Genomic DNA, 18,759 nt, shown 5'->3' on the forward strand with positions numbered 1-18,759 from the left:
GGAGATCGCCCACCATGCTGCCCCGTTTCGCCGCCCTGCTCGCCGGCCTGTCGCTGACCGGCCTTGCCCAGGCCGCCGCCACCCACTACCCGCTCACCGTCGACAACTGCGGCGCCGCGCAGACCTTCGCCCAGGCCCCCGAGCGCGCCGTCACCATCGGCCAGGCCGGCACCGAGATGCTTTACGCCCTGGGCCTTGGCGACAAGCTGGCCGGTACCTCGCTGTGGTTCAACAACGTGCTGCCCGAGTACGCCGCGCAGAACGCCAAGGTGCCGCGTCTGGCCGACAACGACCCAAGCTTCGAAGCGGTGGTGGGCAAGCGCCCGCAACTGGTGGCGGTACAGTTCGAGTGGATGGTCGGCGCCCAGGGCGTGGTGGCCACCCGCGAGCAGTTCGACGAGCTGAAGATCCCCACCTACCTGCTGCCTTCGGACTGCGAAGGCAAGGACAACCTGGTAGGCGCCGACGGCACCCGCCTGCAGCCGTTCAAGGTCGACAGCATCTACAAGAGCGTCAGCCAACTGGCCGAAATCTTCGACGTGCAGGCCCGCGGCCAACAGCTCAACGCCGAGCTCAAGGGCCAACTGGATCACGCCCGCCAGCAACTGGCCGGCAAGGACCTGAGCCACACCAGCGCGCTGTTCTGGTTCTCCAGCGCCGACCTTGAGATGGACCCGTACGTGGCCGGCCGCCAGGGCGTGGCCGACTTCATGCTGCAGACCCTGGGCGTGCGCAACGTGGTCGAATCCAACGAAGAATGGCCCACCGTTGGCTGGGAAACCCTGGCCAAGGCCAACCCCACCTGGCTGATCATCGCGCGCATGGACCGCCGCCGCTTCCCCGCCGACGACTACCAGAAGAAGCTTGATTTCCTGCGCAACGACCCGGTGGCCAAGAACATGGACGCGGTGAAAAGCGGCCGCATCATCGTGCTCGACGCCGACGCCATGCAGGCCGGCATCCGCCTGTTCAAGGGCCTGGAGCGGTTGTCTGACGCCTTCGCCACGGGTAAAGCGCCACAACCATGAGCCGCCTGTTCCCCCTGAGCCTTGCTGCCCTGGTGGCCCTGCTGGCAGCGTTGCTGGCCGGCATCGCCATCGGTGAAACCCGCGTCACCTCGCAGGTGGTGTGGCAGGTGCTGGCCAACCACCTGTGGCAGGCCGGGCATGTGCTCGACCCGATCGACGCCGGCATTGTCTGGAACTACCGCCTGCCGCGCACCCTGGTGGCCGCAGCCTGCGGCGCCGGGCTGGCCACCTGCGGGGTGATTTTGCAGGCGCTGCTGCGCAACCCGCTGGCCGAACCCTACCTGCTGGGGTTGTCCGCCGGTGCTTCCACCGGCGCGGTGGCGGTGGGCCTGCTGGGCCTGGGCGGCGCGGCGCTGTCGTTGTCCGGCGGCGCCTTCATTGGCGCGCTGGCGGCCTTCGGCCTGGTGCTGCTGTTGTCGCGGGCCAGCGGCAGCAGCCATAACAATGCCCAGGTGATTCTGGCCGGTATCGCCGGCTCGCAACTGTTCAATGCCCTCACCGCATTTTTGATTACCAAGTCGGCCACCGCCGAGCAGGCGCGAGGCATCATGTTCTGGCTGCTGGGCAACCTCAGCGGCGTGCGCTGGCCCTCGGTGTGGCTGGCCTTGCCGGTGGCGCTGCTGGGCCTGGTGGTGTGCCTGTGGCACCGCCGCGCGCTGGATGCCTTTACCTTCGGCGCCGACTCGGCGGCCTCGCTGGGGGTGCCGGTACGCCGCACGCAACTGCTGTTGATCAGTTGCGCGGCGCTGGTGACCGCCGTGATGGTGTCGATTGTCGGCGCCATCGGTTTCGTCGGCCTGGTCATCCCCCACGCCCTGCGCCTGCTGCTGGGCGCGGGCCACAGCCGCCTGCTGCCGGCCAGCGCGCTGGGTGGCGCGCTGTTCCTCATTCTGGCCGATATCCTTTCGCGCACCCTGATCACCGGCCAGGTGATCCCGGTGGGCGTGGTCACCGCGCTGATCGGCGCGCCGGTGTTCGCGCTGATTCTGGTCAGCCGCCGGGGGCGCCCATGACCGCCATGAACCCCCTCGCTGTCGCCCCCCTCGCCTGCCAGGGCTTGAGCCTGCGCCTGGGCGGGCGCGATGTGCTGCAAGGCATCGACCTGGCCGTGAACCCCGGTGAGACGCTGGGCATCGTCGGCCCCAACGGCTCGGGCAAATCCACCCTGCTCAAGCTGCTGGCCGGCCTGCGCACACCCAGCAGCGGCAACGTGCAACTGCTCGGCGAGCCCCTGGCAAAACTGCCGCGCCGGCGCATCGCCCAGCTGTTGGCCCTGGTGGAGCAACAGGCAGACACGCAAGACGCCATCAGCGTGTTCGACGCCGTGGCCCTGGGCCGCACGCCGTGGCTGTCGGCCCTGGCGCCGTTCGGCCGGCAAGACCGCGCCATCGTCGACCAGGCCCTGGCCGACGCGGACGCCAGCCACCTGCGCGAGCGCATCTGGCGCGAGTTGTCTGGCGGCGAGCGCCAGCGCGTGCACATCGCCCGCGCCCTGGCCCAGCGCCCGCAGCTGTTGCTGCTGGACGAGCCCACCAACCACCTCGACATCCAGCACCAGCTGGGCCTGCTGCAACAGGTGCAAGCCCTGCCGGTGACCACCCTGGTGGCCCTGCACGACCTCAACCAGGCGCTCACCTGCGACCGCCTGGCAGTGCTCGACCAGGGCCGCCTGGTCGCCCTCGGCCAGCCCGAAAGCGTGCTCACCCCAGAACGCCTGCTGAGCACCTTCGGCGTGCACGCCCACTACCTCACCGACCCCTACGACGGCGCGCGCATCCTGCGCTTTCGCGCCCCCTGAACCAGGACGTTCCGCCCATGTTGCCGCGCTCCACCACTGCCCTGCTGCTCGCCACCCTGCTGACCACCGCCGCCGCCCAGGCCGAGGTGCATGAAGTGCAGATGCTCAACCGCGGCGCCGACGGCGCCATGGTCTATGAGCCCGACCACCTGCACATCGCCCCCGGCGACAGCGTGCGCTTTGTGCCGACCCAGGCCGGGCACAACGCCGCCAGCCTGCCCGGCCTGCTGCCGGCGGGCGCCACGGCGTTCAAGAGCAAGCTCAACCAGCCCTTCGAGCAGGTGTTCGAGGCGCCCGGGCTGTACGGCATCCAGTGCATCCCGCACCTGGCCATGGGCATGGTGATGCTGATCCAGGTCGGCGACAGCCAGGGCGCCAGCCTGCCTGACGGCCTGCCGGCCCGGGCCAAGGCGCGCCTGGCCGCGCAGCTGCAAAAACTGGAGGCCGGCCAGTGAAACAGGTATTCATCGCCCTGCCCCTGCTCGGCCTGAGCCCGCTGGCCCTGGCCGAGTCCGCCCAATCCCAGGCCAACGGCTTCATCGAGGACAGCAGCTGGAGCCTCCTCAACCGCACCGTGTACGACCAGCGCGACTACAAGCACGGTGGCCGCAACAGCGCCGCGCGCAACGCCTACAAGCCGCGCAGCGAACGCAACGGCCTGGCCGAGGAATGGGCCTACGGCCTGATGGGCACCTTCAGCTCGGGCTTTACCCAGGGCCTGATCGGCGTCGGTGTGGATGCCCACGCCTACCAGGGCGTGCAACTGGACAGCGGCGGCGGCCGCGCCGGCAAGGCGCGCCTGCTGGGCGTGGACAACGCCGGCCACCCGAAAAACGAGTACAGCCGCGGCGGCGCCGCCGTGAAGCTGCGCCTGTCCAACACCGTGCTGTCCTACGGCGAGCAACGGGTGAAAACCCCGGTGTTCAGCTCATCCGACAGCCGCCTGCTGCCCGAAACCGCCACCGGCTGGTTCCTCACCAGCAACGAAATCGACAAACTCAAGCTGATGGCCGGCCACTTCAACGAAAGCACCGACCGCAACGCCTCGAGCCACGACCAGGGCTTTGTGGTGAACTACTCCAACGCCCGCCAGGGCAACGCCTTCGACCTGGCCGGCGCGGTGTGGAGCCCCAGCGCCAATCTCAGCGCCAGCCTGTACACCTCGCGCTACGAAGACAGCTGGAACCAGCACTACCTGGGCAGCACCCTCAGCCACGCCATCGACGACCAGCGCAGCGTCAGCCTGGACCTGAACCTGTACCGCACCACCGACACCGGCAAGGCGCTGTCCGGGCGCATCGACAACACCACCTGGAGCCTGGTCGGCCGCTACGCCCAGGGCCCCCACGCGTTCAGCCTGGGTTGGCAGCAGGTCGACGGCAACACGCCGTTCGACTACGTCACCCGCGGCGCCATCTTCATTGCCAACGCCGTGCAGATGTCCGACTTCAACGCCCCCAACGAAAAGTCCTGGCAGGCCCGCTACGACCTGAACATGGGCGCGTTCGGCGTGCCGGGGTTGAACCTGACGGCGCTGTATGTGCGCGGGTTCGATATCGACGGCACCCATGTCGACCCTACGGGCGGGTATGCGTACCTGGGCTACGGCAAGGATGGCAAGCACTGGGAGCGCGACCTGGAGGCGCGGTATGTGGTGCAGAGCGGCAAAGCCAAGGGGCTGACGTTCTCGCTGCGGCATAACGTGCACCGGGGGGATACGGCGCAGGCGGAGTTGGATGGGGATCAGATTCGCCTGGCGGTGGAGTATCCGCTGACAGGTTCGTTCTGAACGGGTTTGACCTGGTAGGGCCAGCCGGTTAACCTCCCGCACGTTGCTGTCAATCCAGCAACCGGGCGTCGCGGCCCGCAATGCAAAAGGCGCTCAGCGCCCCACCCTCACAATCGCAGGCGCTTTTTTTGTGCCCGCTTTCTGTGCAATGGCGGCTGTGCGTGGGAGACCTTCGGGTCTGCCGGGTTTCCTTTTGCCTCGGTCCGCGAACCCGCGTACAGCTGCCACCCTAATCGTTTCGCGGCGATGGTTGGCAGCTCCACCGCAAAAGGAGTTCCACCATGACCAAGGGAATACCTGATCCACCCCAGCAACCCTGCTGCGACCTCTACGCCTTCGGCACCTGCAACCACCACCATGCCCCGCTGTTCACCGTTCGCCCCGGCGTCTTCGCCGAGGAAGCATTGGTGCATGCGATCCAGCTCGTTCAACAGGCCTACCAGTCCACCACCCTCGCCCGTGAAGATGCACAGGGCGATGCGCGGCGCTTGCTGGGTAGCTCGCAGCTGTCGCTGGAAATGATCGAGGCGCTGCTGAACAAGGTGCTGGACGGGTTGGTGCTGTTGCCGAGCAACCCACCTGCGCCCGAGCGGCCGGGGCGGTTGGCGGGGCCGGTGCGGGCGCAAGACTACCGCTAGTTGGGAAACCAGTGCTTGGCTGGCAGGTCTGCCGCCAAGTACTGGCGATGTTCAAGGATGATCGTGACAAGCCAATGGATGACGAGGGATTCTGATGCTTCGAAAAGTGATGCTGTACGGCTTGGTGCTTCTCTGCACAGGCTGTGTAAAAACGGCTCGGCAACCACCGGCCATGCTGGAGTTCATTGACATCCACAAAGATCACCGCGGGGATTACAGCTTTTTATTCAGCAGCAATATCGATCTTTTCACGATATTCGACATCCCTGATATCCATAGCAAATCCCCACCTGCCTTGATCTGCTCGTTCGATGGAGACATGGACTTTGCAGGGGATCATCTGATCTACGCGCAGGCCATGGGTATTGTGGCCCGCACAACTGACCCGGCTATCTACGTGGCGGAAATGCGGTTCCATTATACCCATCGCAACGGTAAACCTGCCCCACTGGACAGCTATGAATACTACCTGGCACTCCTTCAGGGCGGCTCAGCGATCAACTGCACGGTGAGCGTCACCTACTGGGGGTTCAAACCGTACCTCTCGGAGGTGCTCACTGTACCCAGCGCATTGATGCTGGAACGCTTCAGGCAAAAAGGTGCAATGAAGGCGGTAGAGCGGCCGATGAGTGAGCAGGACTACCGCTAGTTGGGAAGTGAGTGGAACTGGCTGGCAGGTCTGTCGCCAGTTGCACTCAGATCACCGCAGGCCCATTGCACGCTAGCGCTGGCAGCCATCTGGAAATACCTCATCTTGTTAGGTATCATCCAAAAGACATCAAAATGCCATCTTTCAGTAACGACTGCTGATCACTCAAACGAGTGATGCAGACCCTGCACCGTCAGATGCTGGCATCTCTATCGAAAAACACTCCCATCATTCCGTATGAAAAGGAACTTCATATGAGCGGAAAGCCGGCTGCCCGTCTCAGCGACCCTACCGTGTGCCCAATACCTGGACATGGCCCCAATACCATCAGTAGCGGGTCATCCGACGTCATAATTGAAGGCCTCGGTGCCGCCCGTCTCAACGATACTTCAGCGTGCGGAAGCCCGATCACTGGCGGTGTATCGTCCACTGTCACCATCAATGGCCTGAACGCTGCAACGGTCGGAAGTGTTGGCGCACACGGCAACTCAATCGTTGCTGGGGCTGGCACTGTTTTTATCGGGGACACCGTTATCTCAGCGCCGGTAACGCCGGTGACGCCGATGCCGGTCTACTTCAGCGACAAAATTCTGTTGGTGAATGCCGAGACTGGCAAGCCGCTTCCTAACCATGCCTACGCCGTACAACGAGCCAATGGCAGCCTCGAGCAGGGCATCAGCGATGAAATGGGGTACACGCACCTCATCAGTTCGAATCTTGCCGAAAACATCAAACTATTTGTCCAGGACTAGCAGCATGGAAGCTGAAAAAATCACCCTCGCGGATGGAAGTACCGCCAGCTTGGCGACTACGCATGCACTGACTGACAAAAGCATGCCGAGCACCAAGGTCGTTCCCATTTCAGTTAAAAAACCTGTTGTGTTTTTCATTGGTGGCGCAGCTGATCAAAAAAAATATTACACAGAAGGTCCGAATGGCAACATCAACTACGCCCGCAACCTATTCACCAATAGAATAACAAAAGCTCAAATAAGCGAATCGAAATATATCGTAATTACAAAAGGATACGATGACGCGAAAGGCGAGGACGACATCAAGGAGCACTTCATCTCCCACATTCCTAGCAAAGAATCTCCAATTTATATAATTGGCCATAGCTTAGGTGGATGGAATGGCGCCCACCTCTCTCGCTTGCTATCCGAACAGGGGTATAAGATAAAAATCCTTGTGACTCTGGATCCCGTTGGCAAGGGTATTTTAGTCTGGCTCGGCTCAGACATCTACATGAAAGAGCCTTCGCCTGTCGCAGAGCAATGGATAAACGTCCTAGCCAAGCCCGAGCGCCCCGACGACTCAGATGGCGTTGCCAAAATGGGTGAGCGCTGGGTTATAAAAAATGGCCCTACATTCAACAAGTCTGCCAACAGGAATCATGCGGCGGCAGACGGGCTATTCATCGACCGTATATTTGACAACAAATCGGCCTGCGACCTAGTCTTCGACTCGTTTATCGAGAACATAGCACCATGATAAAGTGGCCAGCCTACTTAATTCTCATAGTCCTCTGCGCAGGGTGTGTAAAAACGGCCCCTCAGCCACCAGCAGTACTGAAATTCATTGACATCCATAAGGATCAATACGGGAATTACAAATTTTTATTCAGCAGCAGCACCAATCTTTTCACGATATTCAACATCCCTGAGTCCAGCAAATCCCCCCCGGCTCTGATCTGCTCGTTTGATGGAGACATGAATTTTGCATGGGATCATCTAATCTACGCGCAGGCCATGGGAGTTGTGACCCGCACGGCTGACCCGACGCGCTATGAAGCGGAGATGCAGTTCCAATATACCCATCGCAACGGTGAGCCTGCCACACTGAATAGATATGAATACTACCTGCCACTCCTTCAAGGCGGCTCAGCGATCAACTGCAAGGTAAGTGTCACCTCCTGGGGCTTCAAACCGTACCTCTCGGAGGTGCTCACTGTACCCAGCGCATTGATGCTGGAACGCTTCGGGCAAAAGGCGCAGTAAAGGCCATCCCTTTCAAGGTGTTTGTGTCAGGGCCTGCAGGTGCTGATGCGAACCTTCGGCATGCGCCTGTCAGTCCTAACGCGAACACCTTGAAAGGGATGGCAGTATAGGCGGCTGATCGGCAGTGACCAGCCGCTGCAGCAGTGCCTGGCAGGCACTCCCAGCGACGCACGGCGCGTATGAAAACCTGCGGCCGCACCGGTCACTGCGGGGCTGCGTTCAGTTCAGTTGCCACTGCACCCGTTCCCGCGGGGTCAGGCTGTCCATCACCTGGGAGAAAGTTTCGCTGAACTCGACACTGACATTGCCGAACACCTTGAAGTTGCTCAGCAGGTAGCGCTTCACCGTTTTCGGCCAGCGCCCGTCACGGTGGCCGGCGTTGATGATGCCCTTGGCGTCCTGGTAGTTGGCAGCGGGCTTTACCTGGGTCAGGCGGCGCTCGAAGTCGCCGAAAGTCCAATCGTCTTCGCGGGCTTCGAATTCGTTGAGCAGCCTGACTTTGTACAGGGCAAGTTCCGGCATGGGGTTGGCTCCTTTTTGGGTTGGAACGCAAACCCTATGCAAATGGCGCGGCGATGGAAATGAACCAGATGTTGAACATTGGCGTGGCCTTGTAGGGCGCTTACCCGAGCATCAGCTCCATATGGGTGGTCTGCCACTGCGGGTCCGGCTCGATATCGACAATGCGAAAGCCCTGCCGCTCCCAGAAGCGGATCGCCCCCGGCAGGAACGGGTGAGTGTGCAGGTACAGGCATTCGACTCCCGCCGCTGCCGCATGCTCGCGCAAGGCGCCGAACAACGCGGCGGCCAGGCCATGGCGGCGGTAGGCCGGGGTGACGAACAGGCGCACGATTTCCACGGTGTTACGAGCGTGGTAGTCGAGTTGCGCAAAGCGGTGATCGTAGGGCAGGTAGCCGATGCCGGCGATCAGTTGGTTATCGGCGTAGGCGACCAGAAAGTGGCCGGGGCCATCGATATACGTTTCGTTGAACTGCGCGAGGTCGCGCGGCAGCGGCGAGTCGGCCAGCAGCGGGAAAAGCTGGCGGCGGGCAGTGTCGATGAAGCGCACGGTTTCGGCGATGGCCGAGCGGGTGGCGGGGGTGAAGGTCCAGGTGGGCATGGGCACAGGTTGCGCAGCGGAATGTCGGGACGTTCTACCCGAATGAACCACGGCGGGCAAACGGCCTGGCCGATCATTTCCCCGCCCGCTTTGCTCACACCACCCTAAAAGTTGTCAATATTGACTTGAACAGGTGCCGTAAATAGCCTGTACGCCAATTGAACTTCAGGCGCCTCCTGCATGAGCCAAGCCCTTTCACGCTTCCTGGTTAATCAAGAAGTTCTAGAACTTCAGCCATTAACTGAAATCATCAAACAACACGCTGCGCCCTTGCACTTCAACAAGGTCGACTTCAGCCATCAGGACCTCAAGCGCTTAAACCTTACCGGTGCCCTGTTCGAGCAATGCCTGTTCAATGAAGCCGATTTTTCATATGCCACGCTGGATGAAACACATTGGCTAGGGTGCCGCCTGGGGGCCGTGACATTCCGCAGCGCAAGCCTGGTCGATGCTCAGTTTCGCAACAGTGACCTCAACAATTCAAACTGGCAGCGTGCCCGCCTGTCCCAGGCTAACTTCGACGGCTGCAAACTCACAGGTTCCAACTTCAACGACGTTTCATCGTTGGGCTTGGCATTTTCCGAGTGCCGACTGAACAGCGTCAACTTGTCCGGTATCTCGTTTTACAAAGCCACCCTGGAGAACCTGGACTTCAGTGACTCCGACCTGTCGGGGTGCGATTTCAGAAAGGCCGTTTTCACCAACGGCGGCAGCCTTGCCCATGCCCGGGTCGTGGGCGCCCGCTTCGATGGTGCCGACCTGAGGGACGCTGACCTGGGCGGCCTGCAGCTTGCGGATGCCAAGCTGTTCAAAGGCGCGATCATTTCCAAGGCGCAGGCGAATATTCTGCTGCGAGGGTTGGGGCTTACCGTGCTTTGAGCTTTGCGGCCCGCGGTAGCTTTGGCTCACACACGCCCCACCCCAACAGGATTAGCTGACAAATAAATAATAAGTAACCACCAGCAATACAGTCCCAGCTGTATTACACCAAAAAGATATTTGAAGGCCTCGCTTCAAGAAGACAGGTGCCGCCATGTAATCTGCCATGCTCAGCCAACCTTGGCGAACCCCCAGTGCGGGCCAGATCATGCCAAAGCTGACTCCGCAAACAATCAAACTACGCGACTTCAACGTCAAGGCACCCCATAACTTCCGATCCTCGTCTATCCCCGGACTGTTTTTAAAAGCTTCGCACATCACAAAAAATATCCGCGTACCCGCGACCAGCCAGATAATAGCCATCCCGATGAGCACCATGAATACGGGCATCAGAAGCAAGGTCAGCTTTATCATGGTCGGCCAACTACCTGGATCGAACATAGGCAACCTCATAAATGAAATCTGCTATGGCCTCGCCAAAAGCCCCCCTGCACTACCTGCATAAGAAACCACGCCAACAACAGTAAGCCCACAAACAGCCCCGCTAATGGGTTTGAAACGACAAACGGCCCGCATCGCGTAACCGCCCAGCCCCCTCTCCTAGAACAAACTACAACTCATTGATTTAACGCGGTCTCTGTGGGAAGCGGCCTTGCCGGGGCGCCGTCCGGTCGAGATGGGTCGCGAAGCGGCCCCAAGGCCTCGGCCTCATGCAAGATTGCCGGGGCTGCTGCGCAGCCCATCTCGACCGGACGGCGCCCCGGCAAGGTCGCTTCCCACAGGGATCGCGCTAGATTTTAGAAATTGAACAAGACAGTTGCTCCCACAGGGTTGCACCGCGCCTGAGCCCTGCGCTGAACCTGTAGGAGCCGGCTTGCCGGCGATGAGGCCAGTACAGGCAGCACAAGACAGTTGCTGCCACAGGGCCCGTGGTGCTTTACGAGCCCCGTTCTCTGCGCGACAGCACAGCTGATAGAGCTGGTTGATCTCCTAAGGAACTACCTGCCAAACCACCTGTGAAACTGTCAGACGTATCAAACACTTTTAAAACCAACCAAAAGCGCAAAAAAAGCCATACAACCAAAAGCTGCAAGCACGCAATACATACCAAGTTTCATACGCCTTCTCAAATAAGGCGGAAAATTTTCACTGTCCTGTGCATTCAACCAACCCTGGCGAATACCTAATGCCGGCCAAATCATTCCCGCCGTCATCGCGCTCACCGTTTGAAGTCGAAATTTCAATGTAAATGCGCCGCCATTTTTCAACTCTTCATGAAGACCTGGGCTTCGTTTCAGGGATTCGCACATAACTTCGAAATGTCGCGAGCCTGCGATGTGAAGCACAATGGCCAGCCCCGTCAAACCGATAAGAAAAGGAGCAAGCAATAACCCTAACCTGGCCCACGCAGGCCACCAACTCAAATCAATCATAGGCCACCTCGTATAGCATCTCCCCTCCGCTCTCTCCTAAAAACGCTCCTACTTTACTTCCGCCAAAAGAGGAAGCTCCTATAACCAAAATACCGCAGGTAGCTCGCCCCCAAGGCCCGAATGAGCAAAAGGCCTTAATGGCAAAGTTACCAACTGTCCCACCGAACAAGCCCCCTGCAAGCCCACCCGTAAAACTACCGGTTTCAGTAAACCGAACACGTCTACATTCTTCTGTTTCCCCCGCCCGACAAGCCTCCTGCACCTTCATATACGACGATGTCGCCCCCAACCCCACCGCCACATGCCCGCCATACTTCAAATACCGAGCCATCTTCGCCACCTCATCCAGATGCGTCGCATACCCAGGTATCGCCCCCGGAGCCCCGGCCTTGGACCAGTGGTGCACCAGGCTTTTGGTGGAAATCCCCAAGCCCTTGCGCAGGCTTTCATGCCCGCCGAGGTTGAGGTACTTGCCCAGGAACGCACTGCGCAACTGCGCGTCCAACTGCTGGTACAACGCCTGGCGTGAAGCAAAGAACTGCGGGCTCTTCAGGTGCCCATGCAAGCCGAACTCACGCTGGTGCAACTGCTCGATGCCCTTGAGCGTGTCAGCCACCTGCCCCAGCCCGCGCGACAACATGTCCTTACCCACCCCCATCGACTGGCTGGCACCACTGAGCACCCCGGCAATTTCGCCGATGTGCTCCATCATGAAGTTGGCCTCTTGCTCATCGAGCCCCGCCAACGCCTCCCGCGCGCGCTGCGCCGCCGCCATCAGGTCGGCTTCTTCGCGGGTACAGGCGTGGTGGTTGTCGGGGTCGCCGAGGACGAAGATTTCGCCGGCCTTGAAGCCTTTCTCGAAGGTGGGGTTCAGGCGTTGCAGCCGGGCCATCGGCAGCCTGTGGTCGTGCGCCAGCAGCTCGGCCAGCACCTGCGGGCCGGACATGCTCCGGCGCACGATATGGAAACCTGGCTCCAGCACCGCGCCAGGCGCAGGCGAAGCCAACGGGGACCGGGTTGGCGCCGAAAATGAGGACGCAGCAGCGACAGGTGCCGAGCGAGGCGCCGGCATGCTGCCCAGCGGCGCCACCACCCGGTTGCTGCCAAGCGGGCAACCACAGGCAACCAGCGCCCCATCGAATGCCACCTCCCGGCCTTGGGAGATGAACCAGGCAATGCCTTCGGCAACCGTGCCCACCTGCTTGCATCTGGGGCATTCGGTAGTCGAATCCCCCATACGCAACACTGCTCTGCCGTCACCGCGACGGGTGCCTTCACTGGCGATGCACACCGCCCCCGTGGTGGTGGCATCGCCATCCAGCGCCTGCCCGACACCTGCAATCTCAACCCGGCTCATACGCACGCTTCCCTATACAAAGCACGGGAAACTAGCAGCGCAGCGGCAGGAAAAATCGGGCCAGGCACCGCTTCAGAAATGTCCTACATCAGATACAGAAGGCCATTACGCGGCGACATTTTTCATAACCCCTCACCGCCCGCTGCGCAGCATCTCCTTGGGCACATACTTGCCGATCTCGTACTTGCCAATGGCTGCCCGGTGCACTTCATCCGGCCCGTCTGCCAGGCGCAGGGTGCGCTGCATGGCGTACATGTAAGCCAGCGGGAAGTCGCCGCTGACCCCGGCGCCACCGTGAATCTGGATAGCCCGGTCAATCACCTTCAATGCCACGTTGGGCGCCACCACCTTGATTTGCGCAATCTCGCTGCGCGCCACCTTGTTGCCCACGGTGTCCATCATGTACGCAGCCTTCAGCGTCAGCAGGCGGGCCATGTCGATTTCCATGCGCGAGTCGGCGATCTTGTCGACGTTGCCGCCCAGGCGCGCCAGCGGCTTGCCGAAGGCGGTGCGCTGCACCGAGCGCTTGCACATCAGTTCAAGCGCGCGTTCGGCCATGCCAACCGAGCGCATGCAGTGGTGGATGCGGCCCGGGCCCAGGCGGCCCTGGGCGATCTCGAAGCCGCGGCCCTCGCCCAGAATCACGTTTTCATAAGGCACCCGCACGTTCTCGAACACGACCTCGGCGTGGCCGTGGGGGGCGTCGTCGTAGCCGAACACCGGCAGCGGGCGGACGATCTTCACCCCCACCGCGTCGGTGGGCACCAGCACCATCGAGTGCTGCTCGTGGCGCTGGCCATCGGGGTTGGACAGGCCCATGAAGATCATCACCTTGCAGCGCGGGTCGCAGGCGCCGGAGGTCCACCACTTGCGGCCGTTGATCACCCACTCATCGCCATCGCGCACGGCGGTGGCGGCCATGTTGGTGGCGTCCGACGAGGCCACATCAGGCTCGGTCATGGCAAATGCCGAGCGGATCTCGCCGCGCAGCAGCGGTTCCAGCCACTGGCGCTTCTGCGCCTCGCTGCCGTAGCGCACCAGCACCTCCATGTTGCCGGTGTCCGGCGCCGAGCAGTTGAACGGCTCGGGGCCCAGCAGCGAACGGCCCATGATTTCGGCCAGCGGCGCGTACTCAAGGTTGCTCAGGCCGGCGCCGTACTCCGACTCGGGCAAAAACAGGTTCCACAGCCCCTCGGCGCGGGCCTTGGCCTTGAGCTCTTCCATGATGGCGGTGGGCTGCCAGCGGTCGCCCTCGGCGACCTGGCGCTCGAACACCGGCTCGGCCGGGTACACGTATGCATCCATGAATGCGCTGACACGCTCGCGCAGTGCCTGCACCTTGGGCGAATAGGCGAAATCCATCGGGGCTACCTTCGGTCAGTGAAGAACATGGGCGCAGCCTAGAACAGCCGGGCTGAATCCACCTAGCCTATTTTCTACGTGTATAAACATTCATAACCGATATATGATCCGGCGAATAATTCCAACAAAGAGCGGCGCCCATGAACCTCAGCAAGGTCGACCTCAACCTGTTCATCGTCTTCGACGCCATCTATACCGAAGCCAACCTGACCCGCGCCGGGCAGATCGTCGGCATCACCCAGCCGGCGGTGTCCAACGCCCTGTCGCGGCTGCGCGAAACCTTCAACGACCCGCTGTTCGTGCGCACCGCCCAGGGCATGGTGCCCACGCCCATGGCGCAGAACATCATCGGCCCGGTGCGCAACGCCCTGGCGCTGCTGCGCACCTCGGTGCAGGAAAGCCGCATCTTCAACCCGCAGCAGGCCAGCAAGACCTTCCGCATCAGCATGACCGACCTCACCGAGGCGGTGATCCTGCCGGCGCTGTTCCAGCGCCTGCGCCGCCTGGCCCCGGCTTTGGTGATCGAGAGTTTCTTGTGCAAGCGCCGCGAAACCACCAAGGAGCTGGCCGCCGGGCGCCTGGACTTTGCCGTGGACGCGCCACTGAACACCGACCCGCAGGTGCGCCACGTCAAGCTGATGCAGGACCACTACGTGTGCGCCATGCGCCCCGGCCACCCGCTGGCCGACAGCAAGCTGACGCTGGACAGCTACCTGGGCATGACCCATATCCATATTTCCAGCCGGCGCAACGGCCTGGGTTATGTCGACCTGGCGCTGGGCAAGATGGGCGTGCAGCGGCGCGTGGCGCTGCGCTCGCAGCACTACCTGATGGCCTCGCAGGTGCTGCAGCAGACCGACATGGTGATGACCGTGCCCGAACGCTTCGCCCGCCGCCACCAGTTGCGCCACCAGCCGCTGCCGGTGGAAGTGCCGGCGCTGGAAACCCACCTGTACTGGCACGAAAGCACCGACCAGGACCCGGCCAACCGCTGGATGCGCGAGCAGATCATCGAGCTGTGCGAGCGGGTGGCGGCGCAGGAGGCGCTGGAGGCCGAGGCTTAAAAGCACAGCCCTGAGGCTTATGCGATCTCTGTAGGAGCGGCCTTGTGTCGCGAAAGGGCTGCGCAGCAGCCCCGGCAATTTTGTGTAAGGCACATATTTTGGGGCTGCTGCGCAGCCCTTTCGCGACACAAGGCCGCTCCTACAAGGACCGCGCCAGCCTTCAGAAATTGAGCAAGGCAATGCCTCCCACACGCTTGCATTGCCCGGCACTTTCAGTAACCCTTGCGCCGCCCTGACCCGGGCCACCCAGCCCCCGCACAAGGAACGCGCAGCATGCCCATCCGTACCCTGGTGATCGGCGCCTACGGCAATTTCGGGCGCATCATCTGCCGCCACCTGGACCGCATGCCGGGGGTACAGCTGGTGATCGCCGGGCGCAACGCCGCCTCCCTGGCCACGCTTGCCGAACAACTCACCGATAGCCAACGCTGGTGCGGCGATGCCATGGCCGACGGTTTTGCCGAGGCCCTGCGCGCGCTGCGCATCGACTGGGTGATCCACACCGGCGGGCCGTTCCAGGGCCAGCCCTACCGCGTAGCCGAAGCCTGCATCGAGGCCGGCGTGAACTACTGCGACCTGGCCGACTGCCGGGCGTTCGTCAGCGGCATCGCCCAGCTGGACGAGCGCGCCCGCAAGGCCGGCGTTGCCCTGCTCAGCGGCTGCAGCTCGGTGCCCAGCCTGTCGTCGGCGATTCTTGACGAACAGCGCCACCGCTTCAGCCATATCGAGGGCATCGAGCATGGCATCACCTCGTCGGCAAAAATGCCTGGCCTTTCCACCATCGAAGGCGTGCTGGCCTACGCCGGCCGGCCCATCCCGCAATGGCGCAATGGCCGCCCAAGCACCGTGGACGGCTGGCTGGGCCTGCAGCTGCGCCACCTGCCGGGGCTCGGCTGGCGCCTGCTGAACAATGTGGATGTACCCGACATGGCGATCTTCCCGGCCCGTTACGGCGCCGCCAGCGTGGCCTTCAAGGCAGGCTCCGGGCTGATGGCCGGCGGGCTGGCCAATGCGGCGCTGGCGCTGCTGGTCAAGCTGGGCCTGGTGCGCGACCCGCTGCCGTGGGCACGGCGCCTGTACCGCCTGGGCGTGCGCGTGGAGCATTGGGGCGACGGCAAGAGCGCCATGTACCTGGACGTGCGCGGCCGCGATGAAAGCGGTCAGCCCCTGCGCCTGCACGCCCAGGTGACGGCACTGGACGACAAGGGCCCGGAAATCCCCAGCTGCGCCGCCGTGGCGCTGATCGCCAAGGTGGCCGAAGGCTATCGGCCACAGCCCGGTGCACGGCCCTGTGTCGGCGAAATCAGCGTGGCCGAATACCTGGCCGCCATCGATGCCCCGGACAAGGTCCGCTACAGCCTCGACTACCGGCGCGGCTGACATGGACTACCTGCTGCTCAAGTACCTGCATGTGATCGCCGCGATATTCCTGTTCGGGTTCGGCATGGGCTCGTACCTGTACCTGATCGCCGCCCACCGCACCGGCGACACCCGGGTGATCGCCGCCGTGGCACGCCTTGTGGTGCGCTTCGATGCCTGGATCACCACCCCGGCAGGCGCCCTGCAACTGCTGACCGGCTACGCCATGGTGCGCCTGACCGGCATGGACTGGTCGAGCGGCTGGCTGCTGGCGGCGCTGCTGATCTTCTTCAGCGTGGGCGCGCTGTGGTTGCCGGTGCTGGTGCTGCAAAAACGCATGCAGGCCCTCGCCGCCCAGGCCTGCGCAAGCGGCACGCCACTGCCTGCCGGTTACCAGCGGCTGTACCGCTGCTGGCTGTGGATGGGCGTCGCGGGGTTTGCCGGGATGTTTCTGATGGTGCTGGTGATGGTCAGCAAACTGGCCCCCTGGCAGTGGTTTTAAGGCCACGGAAGAATTTTTTTCTACGTCATAAGCTAATGGCGAAACGATATTTCTGAATCAGCGCCAGCCTGCGGTAAGAAGGGAAAACCTTCGCCGCAGCGCCCCCGTAGCATGCGGTTCATGGCGGCCGACCACCGGCCCCCCTGCACGGACCCGCTCCCGATCATGACCAGCGCCCCGCTCTACTTCGATTACGCCGCCACCACCCCCGTCGACGACCGGGTCATCGAAACCATGCTCACCTGCCTGGGCCGCGAGGCCAACTTCGGCAACCCCGCTTCCAGCGGCCACTTCTACGGCCAGGCCGCCCGCGAAGCGGCAGAACAGGCCCGGCGCCAGGTGGCCGACCAGGTCGGCGCGCAGCCCGATGAACTGGTATGGACCTCCGGCGCCACCGAATCCAACAACCTGGCGCTCAAGGGCATCGCCCAGGGCGCCGGCACCGCTGGCCATATGATCACCAGCCAGCTGGAGCACAAAGCCGTGCTCGACACCGCCGCCGAGCTTGAGCGCCAAGGCTGGGCCATCACTCGCCTGGCGCCGGATGCCCAGGGCCTGATCCAGCCGCAGGCCGTACAGGCGGCGTTGCGCCCGGACACCCGCCTGGTGTCGCTGATGGCGGTGAACAACGAACTGGGCACGACCACCGACTTCGCGGCCATCGGCGCCCTGGTACGTGCCCACGGCGCCCTGCTGCATGTGGATGCGGCGCAGGCCGTGGGCAAGGTGGTCATCGACCTGGCCCGCCAGCCGGTGGACCTGATGTCGTTCTCGGCGCACAAGGTTTATGGCCCCAAGGGCATCGGCGCGTTGTACGTCGGCCCCCGCGCCCGCGACGGGCTGCGTGCGCAAATGCATGGCGGCGGCCACGAGCGCGGCCTGCGCTCCGGCACCCTGGCCACCCACCAGATCGCCGGCATGGGCAGCGCCTTCGCCCTGGCCGGCCAGCCCGGTGACGCCGAGCACCTGCGTATCGAACAACTGTCGCGGCGCCTGCGTGACGGGCTGCTGGCGCTGCCGGGGGTGACATTGAACGGCTGCCCGCTGCAACGCGTGCCGCACACCCTCAACCTGTGTATCGACAGCAAGGGCTACAACAGCCTGGCCCTGGCCGGCGAACTGGCCGTATCGAGCACCTCGGCCTGCAACTCGGCGAGCAACGCGGCTTCCCACGTGCTGCTGGCCCTGGGGCTGAGCGAACACCAGGCGCGCAACAGCGTGCGGGTGAGCATCGGGCGCTTTACCCGTGAGGCGGATGTGGACCAGGCGGTAGCAGTGTTCGGGCGGGTGCTCGGGGCGGCCGCGGTGGCGCTGTGGTAGGAGCGGCCTTGCCGGGGCGCCGTCCGGTCGAGACGGGGCGCGTAGCGGCCCCAGGATATCGGCATCATGCAAAATTGCCGGGGCTGCCGCGCAGCCCTTTCGCGGCACAAAGCCGCTCCTACAGGGACAGCGCCTGATTCAGGCTTCGCACAATCCTGTGGGAGCGGGTTTACCCGCGAAGCAGACGACGCGGTGCATGGCACCGGCTGCGCCGGTGTTCGCGGCTAAAGCCGCTCCTACAGGGACAGAGCCTGATTCGGGCCTCGCGCAATCCTGTGGGAGCGGGTTTACCCGCGAAGCAGACGACGCGGTGCATGGCACCGGCTGCGCCGGTGTTCGCGGCTAAAGCCGCTACTACAGGGACAGAGCCTGATTCAGGCTTCGCACAATCCTGTGGGAGCGGGTTTACCCGCGAAGCAGACGACGCGGTGCATGGCACCGGCTGCGCCGGTGTTCGCGGCTAA

The 18,759-nt window shown here is 63.0% G+C and carries 21 protein-coding genes; 15 read left to right on the forward strand and 6 right to left on the reverse strand.

The annotated features are described in order from the left end of the window. The first annotated feature begins 14 nt into the window (after window positions 1-14). The 10 genes from ACI2KK_RS24530 to ACI2KK_RS24575 all read left to right on the forward strand — a co-directional run bounded on the left by ACI2KK_RS24530 (window position 15) and on the right by ACI2KK_RS24575 (window position 7,899). A complete protein-coding gene (locus tag ACI2KK_RS24530) occupies window positions 15-1,028 on the forward strand; it encodes an ABC transporter substrate-binding protein (RefSeq protein ID WP_404670974.1) in 1,014 nt (337 codons plus the stop codon). Further along, entirely contained in the window at window positions 1,025-2,041 is a 1,017-nt protein-coding gene (locus tag ACI2KK_RS24535) for a FecCD family ABC transporter permease (RefSeq protein WP_404670975.1), read from the forward strand. Before ACI2KK_RS24530 ends, ACI2KK_RS24535 begins: the two co-directional genes overlap by 4 nt. Beyond that, window positions 2,038-2,826, forward strand: coding sequence for an ABC transporter ATP-binding protein (locus ACI2KK_RS24540; protein ID WP_404670976.1), 789 nt, complete (start codon window positions 2,038-2,040; stop codon window positions 2,824-2,826). The genes ACI2KK_RS24535 and ACI2KK_RS24540 overlap by 4 nt, the downstream gene beginning before the upstream one ends. A 17-nt stretch (window positions 2,827-2,843) precedes the next feature. Continuing rightward, the gene (locus ACI2KK_RS24545) at window positions 2,844-3,281 is read left to right on the forward strand and encodes a pseudoazurin (protein ID WP_404670977.1); all 438 of its coding nucleotides are present in this window, start codon (window positions 2,844-2,846) and stop codon (window positions 3,279-3,281) included. After that, window positions 3,278-4,615 (forward strand): OprD family porin, encoded by a 1,338-nt coding sequence (locus tag ACI2KK_RS24550; protein WP_404670978.1) that lies wholly within the window; start codon window positions 3,278-3,280, stop codon window positions 4,613-4,615. The genes ACI2KK_RS24545 and ACI2KK_RS24550 overlap by 4 nt, the downstream gene beginning before the upstream one ends. A gap of 281 nt (window positions 4,616-4,896) precedes the next feature. Further along, window positions 4,897-5,253 (forward strand): DUF3077 domain-containing protein, encoded by a 357-nt coding sequence (locus tag ACI2KK_RS24555; RefSeq protein ID WP_404670979.1) that lies wholly within the window; start codon window positions 4,897-4,899, stop codon window positions 5,251-5,253. A gap of 94 nt (window positions 5,254-5,347) precedes the next feature. After that, the gene (locus ACI2KK_RS24560) at window positions 5,348-5,902 is read left to right on the forward strand and encodes a hypothetical protein (protein WP_404670980.1); all 555 of its coding nucleotides are present in this window, start codon (window positions 5,348-5,350) and stop codon (window positions 5,900-5,902) included. A gap of 197 nt (window positions 5,903-6,099) precedes the next feature. Next, complete coding sequence (locus ACI2KK_RS24565) at window positions 6,100-6,654, forward strand: PAAR domain-containing protein (protein ID WP_404671000.1); 555 nt, start codon at window positions 6,100-6,102, stop codon at window positions 6,652-6,654. A 4-nt stretch (window positions 6,655-6,658) separates the two neighbouring features. Next, window positions 6,659-7,393, forward strand: a complete 735-nt coding sequence (locus ACI2KK_RS24570) for an alpha/beta hydrolase (protein WP_404670981.1) — start codon at window positions 6,659-6,661, stop codon at window positions 7,391-7,393. Window positions 7,394-7,611: 218 nt separating this feature from the next. Further along, a complete protein-coding gene (locus ACI2KK_RS24575) occupies window positions 7,612-7,899 on the forward strand; it encodes a hypothetical protein (protein ID WP_404670982.1) in 288 nt (95 codons plus the stop codon). A gap of 219 nt (window positions 7,900-8,118) precedes the next feature. On the opposite strand, the gene ACI2KK_RS24580 is transcribed toward ACI2KK_RS24575, so the two are convergent. Further along, complete coding sequence (locus ACI2KK_RS24580; protein WP_404670983.1) at window positions 8,119-8,421, reverse strand: hypothetical protein; 303 nt, start codon at window positions 8,419-8,421, stop codon at window positions 8,119-8,121. 100 nt (window positions 8,422-8,521) lie between these two features. Further along, window positions 8,522-9,019, reverse strand: coding sequence for a GNAT family N-acetyltransferase (locus ACI2KK_RS24585; protein WP_404670984.1), 498 nt, complete (start codon window positions 9,017-9,019; stop codon window positions 8,522-8,524). A 180-nt stretch (window positions 9,020-9,199) separates the two neighbouring features. Here ACI2KK_RS24585 and ACI2KK_RS24590 point away from each other — a divergent pair, with 180 nt between their 5' ends. Next, on the forward strand, window positions 9,200-9,898 hold the full coding sequence (locus tag ACI2KK_RS24590) for a pentapeptide repeat-containing protein (RefSeq protein ID WP_404670985.1): 699 nt from the start codon (window positions 9,200-9,202) through the stop codon (window positions 9,896-9,898). A gap of 51 nt (window positions 9,899-9,949) precedes the next feature. Here the strand turns inward: ACI2KK_RS24590 and ACI2KK_RS24595 are convergent, their stop codons facing one another. From ACI2KK_RS24595 to ACI2KK_RS24610, 4 genes are all read right to left on the reverse strand, one after another. After that, a complete protein-coding gene (locus ACI2KK_RS24595; RefSeq protein WP_404670986.1) occupies window positions 9,950-10,312 on the reverse strand; it encodes a hypothetical protein in 363 nt (120 codons plus the stop codon). A gap of 620 nt (window positions 10,313-10,932) precedes the next feature. Further along, window positions 10,933-11,331 (reverse strand): hypothetical protein, encoded by a 399-nt coding sequence (locus ACI2KK_RS24600; protein WP_404670987.1) that lies wholly within the window; start codon window positions 11,329-11,331, stop codon window positions 10,933-10,935. Beyond that, window positions 11,324-12,688 carry a PAAR domain-containing protein gene (locus ACI2KK_RS24605; RefSeq protein WP_404670988.1) on the reverse strand — a complete coding sequence of 455 codons (1,365 nt, stop codon included), beginning with the start codon at window positions 12,686-12,688 and terminating at the stop codon, window positions 11,324-11,326. Before ACI2KK_RS24605 ends, ACI2KK_RS24600 begins: the two co-directional genes overlap by 8 nt. Window positions 12,689-12,820: 132 nt before the next feature. Then, window positions 12,821-14,050: an acyl-CoA dehydrogenase gene (locus ACI2KK_RS24610; protein ID WP_404670989.1), complete on the reverse strand. Its 1,230-nt coding sequence runs from the start codon at window positions 14,048-14,050 to the stop codon at window positions 12,821-12,823. Between the two features lie 140 nt (window positions 14,051-14,190). Between ACI2KK_RS24610 and ACI2KK_RS24615 the strand changes: the two genes are divergently transcribed. The 4 genes from ACI2KK_RS24615 (at window position 14,191) to ACI2KK_RS24630 (ending at window position 18,295) form a co-directional block, all read left to right on the forward strand. Continuing rightward, window positions 14,191-15,114 (forward strand): LysR family transcriptional regulator, encoded by a 924-nt coding sequence (locus tag ACI2KK_RS24615; protein WP_404670990.1) that lies wholly within the window; start codon window positions 14,191-14,193, stop codon window positions 15,112-15,114. A 273-nt stretch (window positions 15,115-15,387) separates the two neighbouring features. Then, on the forward strand, window positions 15,388-16,494 hold the full coding sequence (locus ACI2KK_RS24620) for a saccharopine dehydrogenase family protein (RefSeq protein ID WP_404670991.1): 1,107 nt from the start codon (window positions 15,388-15,390) through the stop codon (window positions 16,492-16,494). A gap of 1 nt (window position 16,495) precedes the next feature. Continuing rightward, window positions 16,496-16,975 carry a DUF2269 family protein gene (locus ACI2KK_RS24625; protein ID WP_404670992.1) on the forward strand — a complete coding sequence of 160 codons (480 nt, stop codon included), beginning with the start codon at window positions 16,496-16,498 and terminating at the stop codon, window positions 16,973-16,975. 165 nt (window positions 16,976-17,140) lie between these two features. Beyond that, window positions 17,141-18,295: a cysteine desulfurase family protein gene (locus ACI2KK_RS24630; protein ID WP_404670993.1), complete on the forward strand. Its 1,155-nt coding sequence runs from the start codon at window positions 17,141-17,143 to the stop codon at window positions 18,293-18,295. Window positions 18,296-18,759 lie beyond the last annotated feature (464 nt).

It is taken from the genome of Pseudomonas sp. NPDC089406 (assembly GCF_044900265.1).
Taxonomy (GTDB): domain Bacteria; phylum Pseudomonadota; class Gammaproteobacteria; order Pseudomonadales; family Pseudomonadaceae; genus Aquipseudomonas; species Aquipseudomonas fakonensis.

Coding starts and splice junctions, on each gene's coding strand:
- ACI2KK_RS24530 (WP_404670974.1), top strand. CDS start 15: ATGCTGCCCCGTTTCGCCGCCCTGCTCGCCGGCCTGTCGCTGACCGGC.
- ACI2KK_RS24555 (WP_404670979.1), top strand. CDS start 4,897: ATGACCAAGGGAATACCTGATCCACCCCAGCAACCCTGCTGCGACCTC.
- ACI2KK_RS24605 (WP_404670988.1), bottom strand. CDS start 12,688: ATGAGCCGGGTTGAGATTGCAGGTGTCGGGCAGGCGCTGGATGGCGAT.
- ACI2KK_RS24570 (WP_404670981.1), top strand. CDS start 6,659: ATGGAAGCTGAAAAAATCACCCTCGCGGATGGAAGTACCGCCAGCTTG.
- ACI2KK_RS24535 (WP_404670975.1), top strand. CDS start 1,025: ATGAGCCGCCTGTTCCCCCTGAGCCTTGCTGCCCTGGTGGCCCTGCTG.
- ACI2KK_RS24615 (WP_404670990.1), top strand. CDS start 14,191: ATGAACCTCAGCAAGGTCGACCTCAACCTGTTCATCGTCTTCGACGCC.
- ACI2KK_RS24565 (WP_404671000.1), top strand. CDS start 6,100: ATGCTGGCATCTCTATCGAAAAACACTCCCATCATTCCGTATGAAAAG.
- ACI2KK_RS24540 (WP_404670976.1), top strand. CDS start 2,038: ATGACCGCCATGAACCCCCTCGCTGTCGCCCCCCTCGCCTGCCAGGGC.
- ACI2KK_RS24600 (WP_404670987.1), bottom strand. CDS start 11,331: ATGATTGATTTGAGTTGGTGGCCTGCGTGGGCCAGGTTAGGGTTATTG.
- ACI2KK_RS24580 (WP_404670983.1), bottom strand. CDS start 8,421: ATGCCGGAACTTGCCCTGTACAAAGTCAGGCTGCTCAACGAATTCGAA.
- ACI2KK_RS24560 (WP_404670980.1), top strand. CDS start 5,348: ATGCTTCGAAAAGTGATGCTGTACGGCTTGGTGCTTCTCTGCACAGGC.
- ACI2KK_RS24585 (WP_404670984.1), bottom strand. CDS start 9,019: ATGCCCACCTGGACCTTCACCCCCGCCACCCGCTCGGCCATCGCCGAA.
- ACI2KK_RS24575 (WP_404670982.1), top strand. CDS start 7,612: ATGAATTTTGCATGGGATCATCTAATCTACGCGCAGGCCATGGGAGTT.
- ACI2KK_RS24625 (WP_404670992.1), top strand. CDS start 16,496: ATGGACTACCTGCTGCTCAAGTACCTGCATGTGATCGCCGCGATATTC.
- ACI2KK_RS24590 (WP_404670985.1), top strand. CDS start 9,200: ATGAGCCAAGCCCTTTCACGCTTCCTGGTTAATCAAGAAGTTCTAGAA.
- ACI2KK_RS24630 (WP_404670993.1), top strand. CDS start 17,141: ATGACCAGCGCCCCGCTCTACTTCGATTACGCCGCCACCACCCCCGTC.
- ACI2KK_RS24610 (WP_404670989.1), bottom strand. CDS start 14,050: ATGGATTTCGCCTATTCGCCCAAGGTGCAGGCACTGCGCGAGCGTGTC.
- ACI2KK_RS24595 (WP_404670986.1), bottom strand. CDS start 10,312: ATGATAAAGCTGACCTTGCTTCTGATGCCCGTATTCATGGTGCTCATC.
- ACI2KK_RS24545 (WP_404670977.1), top strand. CDS start 2,844: ATGTTGCCGCGCTCCACCACTGCCCTGCTGCTCGCCACCCTGCTGACC.
- ACI2KK_RS24620 (WP_404670991.1), top strand. CDS start 15,388: ATGCCCATCCGTACCCTGGTGATCGGCGCCTACGGCAATTTCGGGCGC.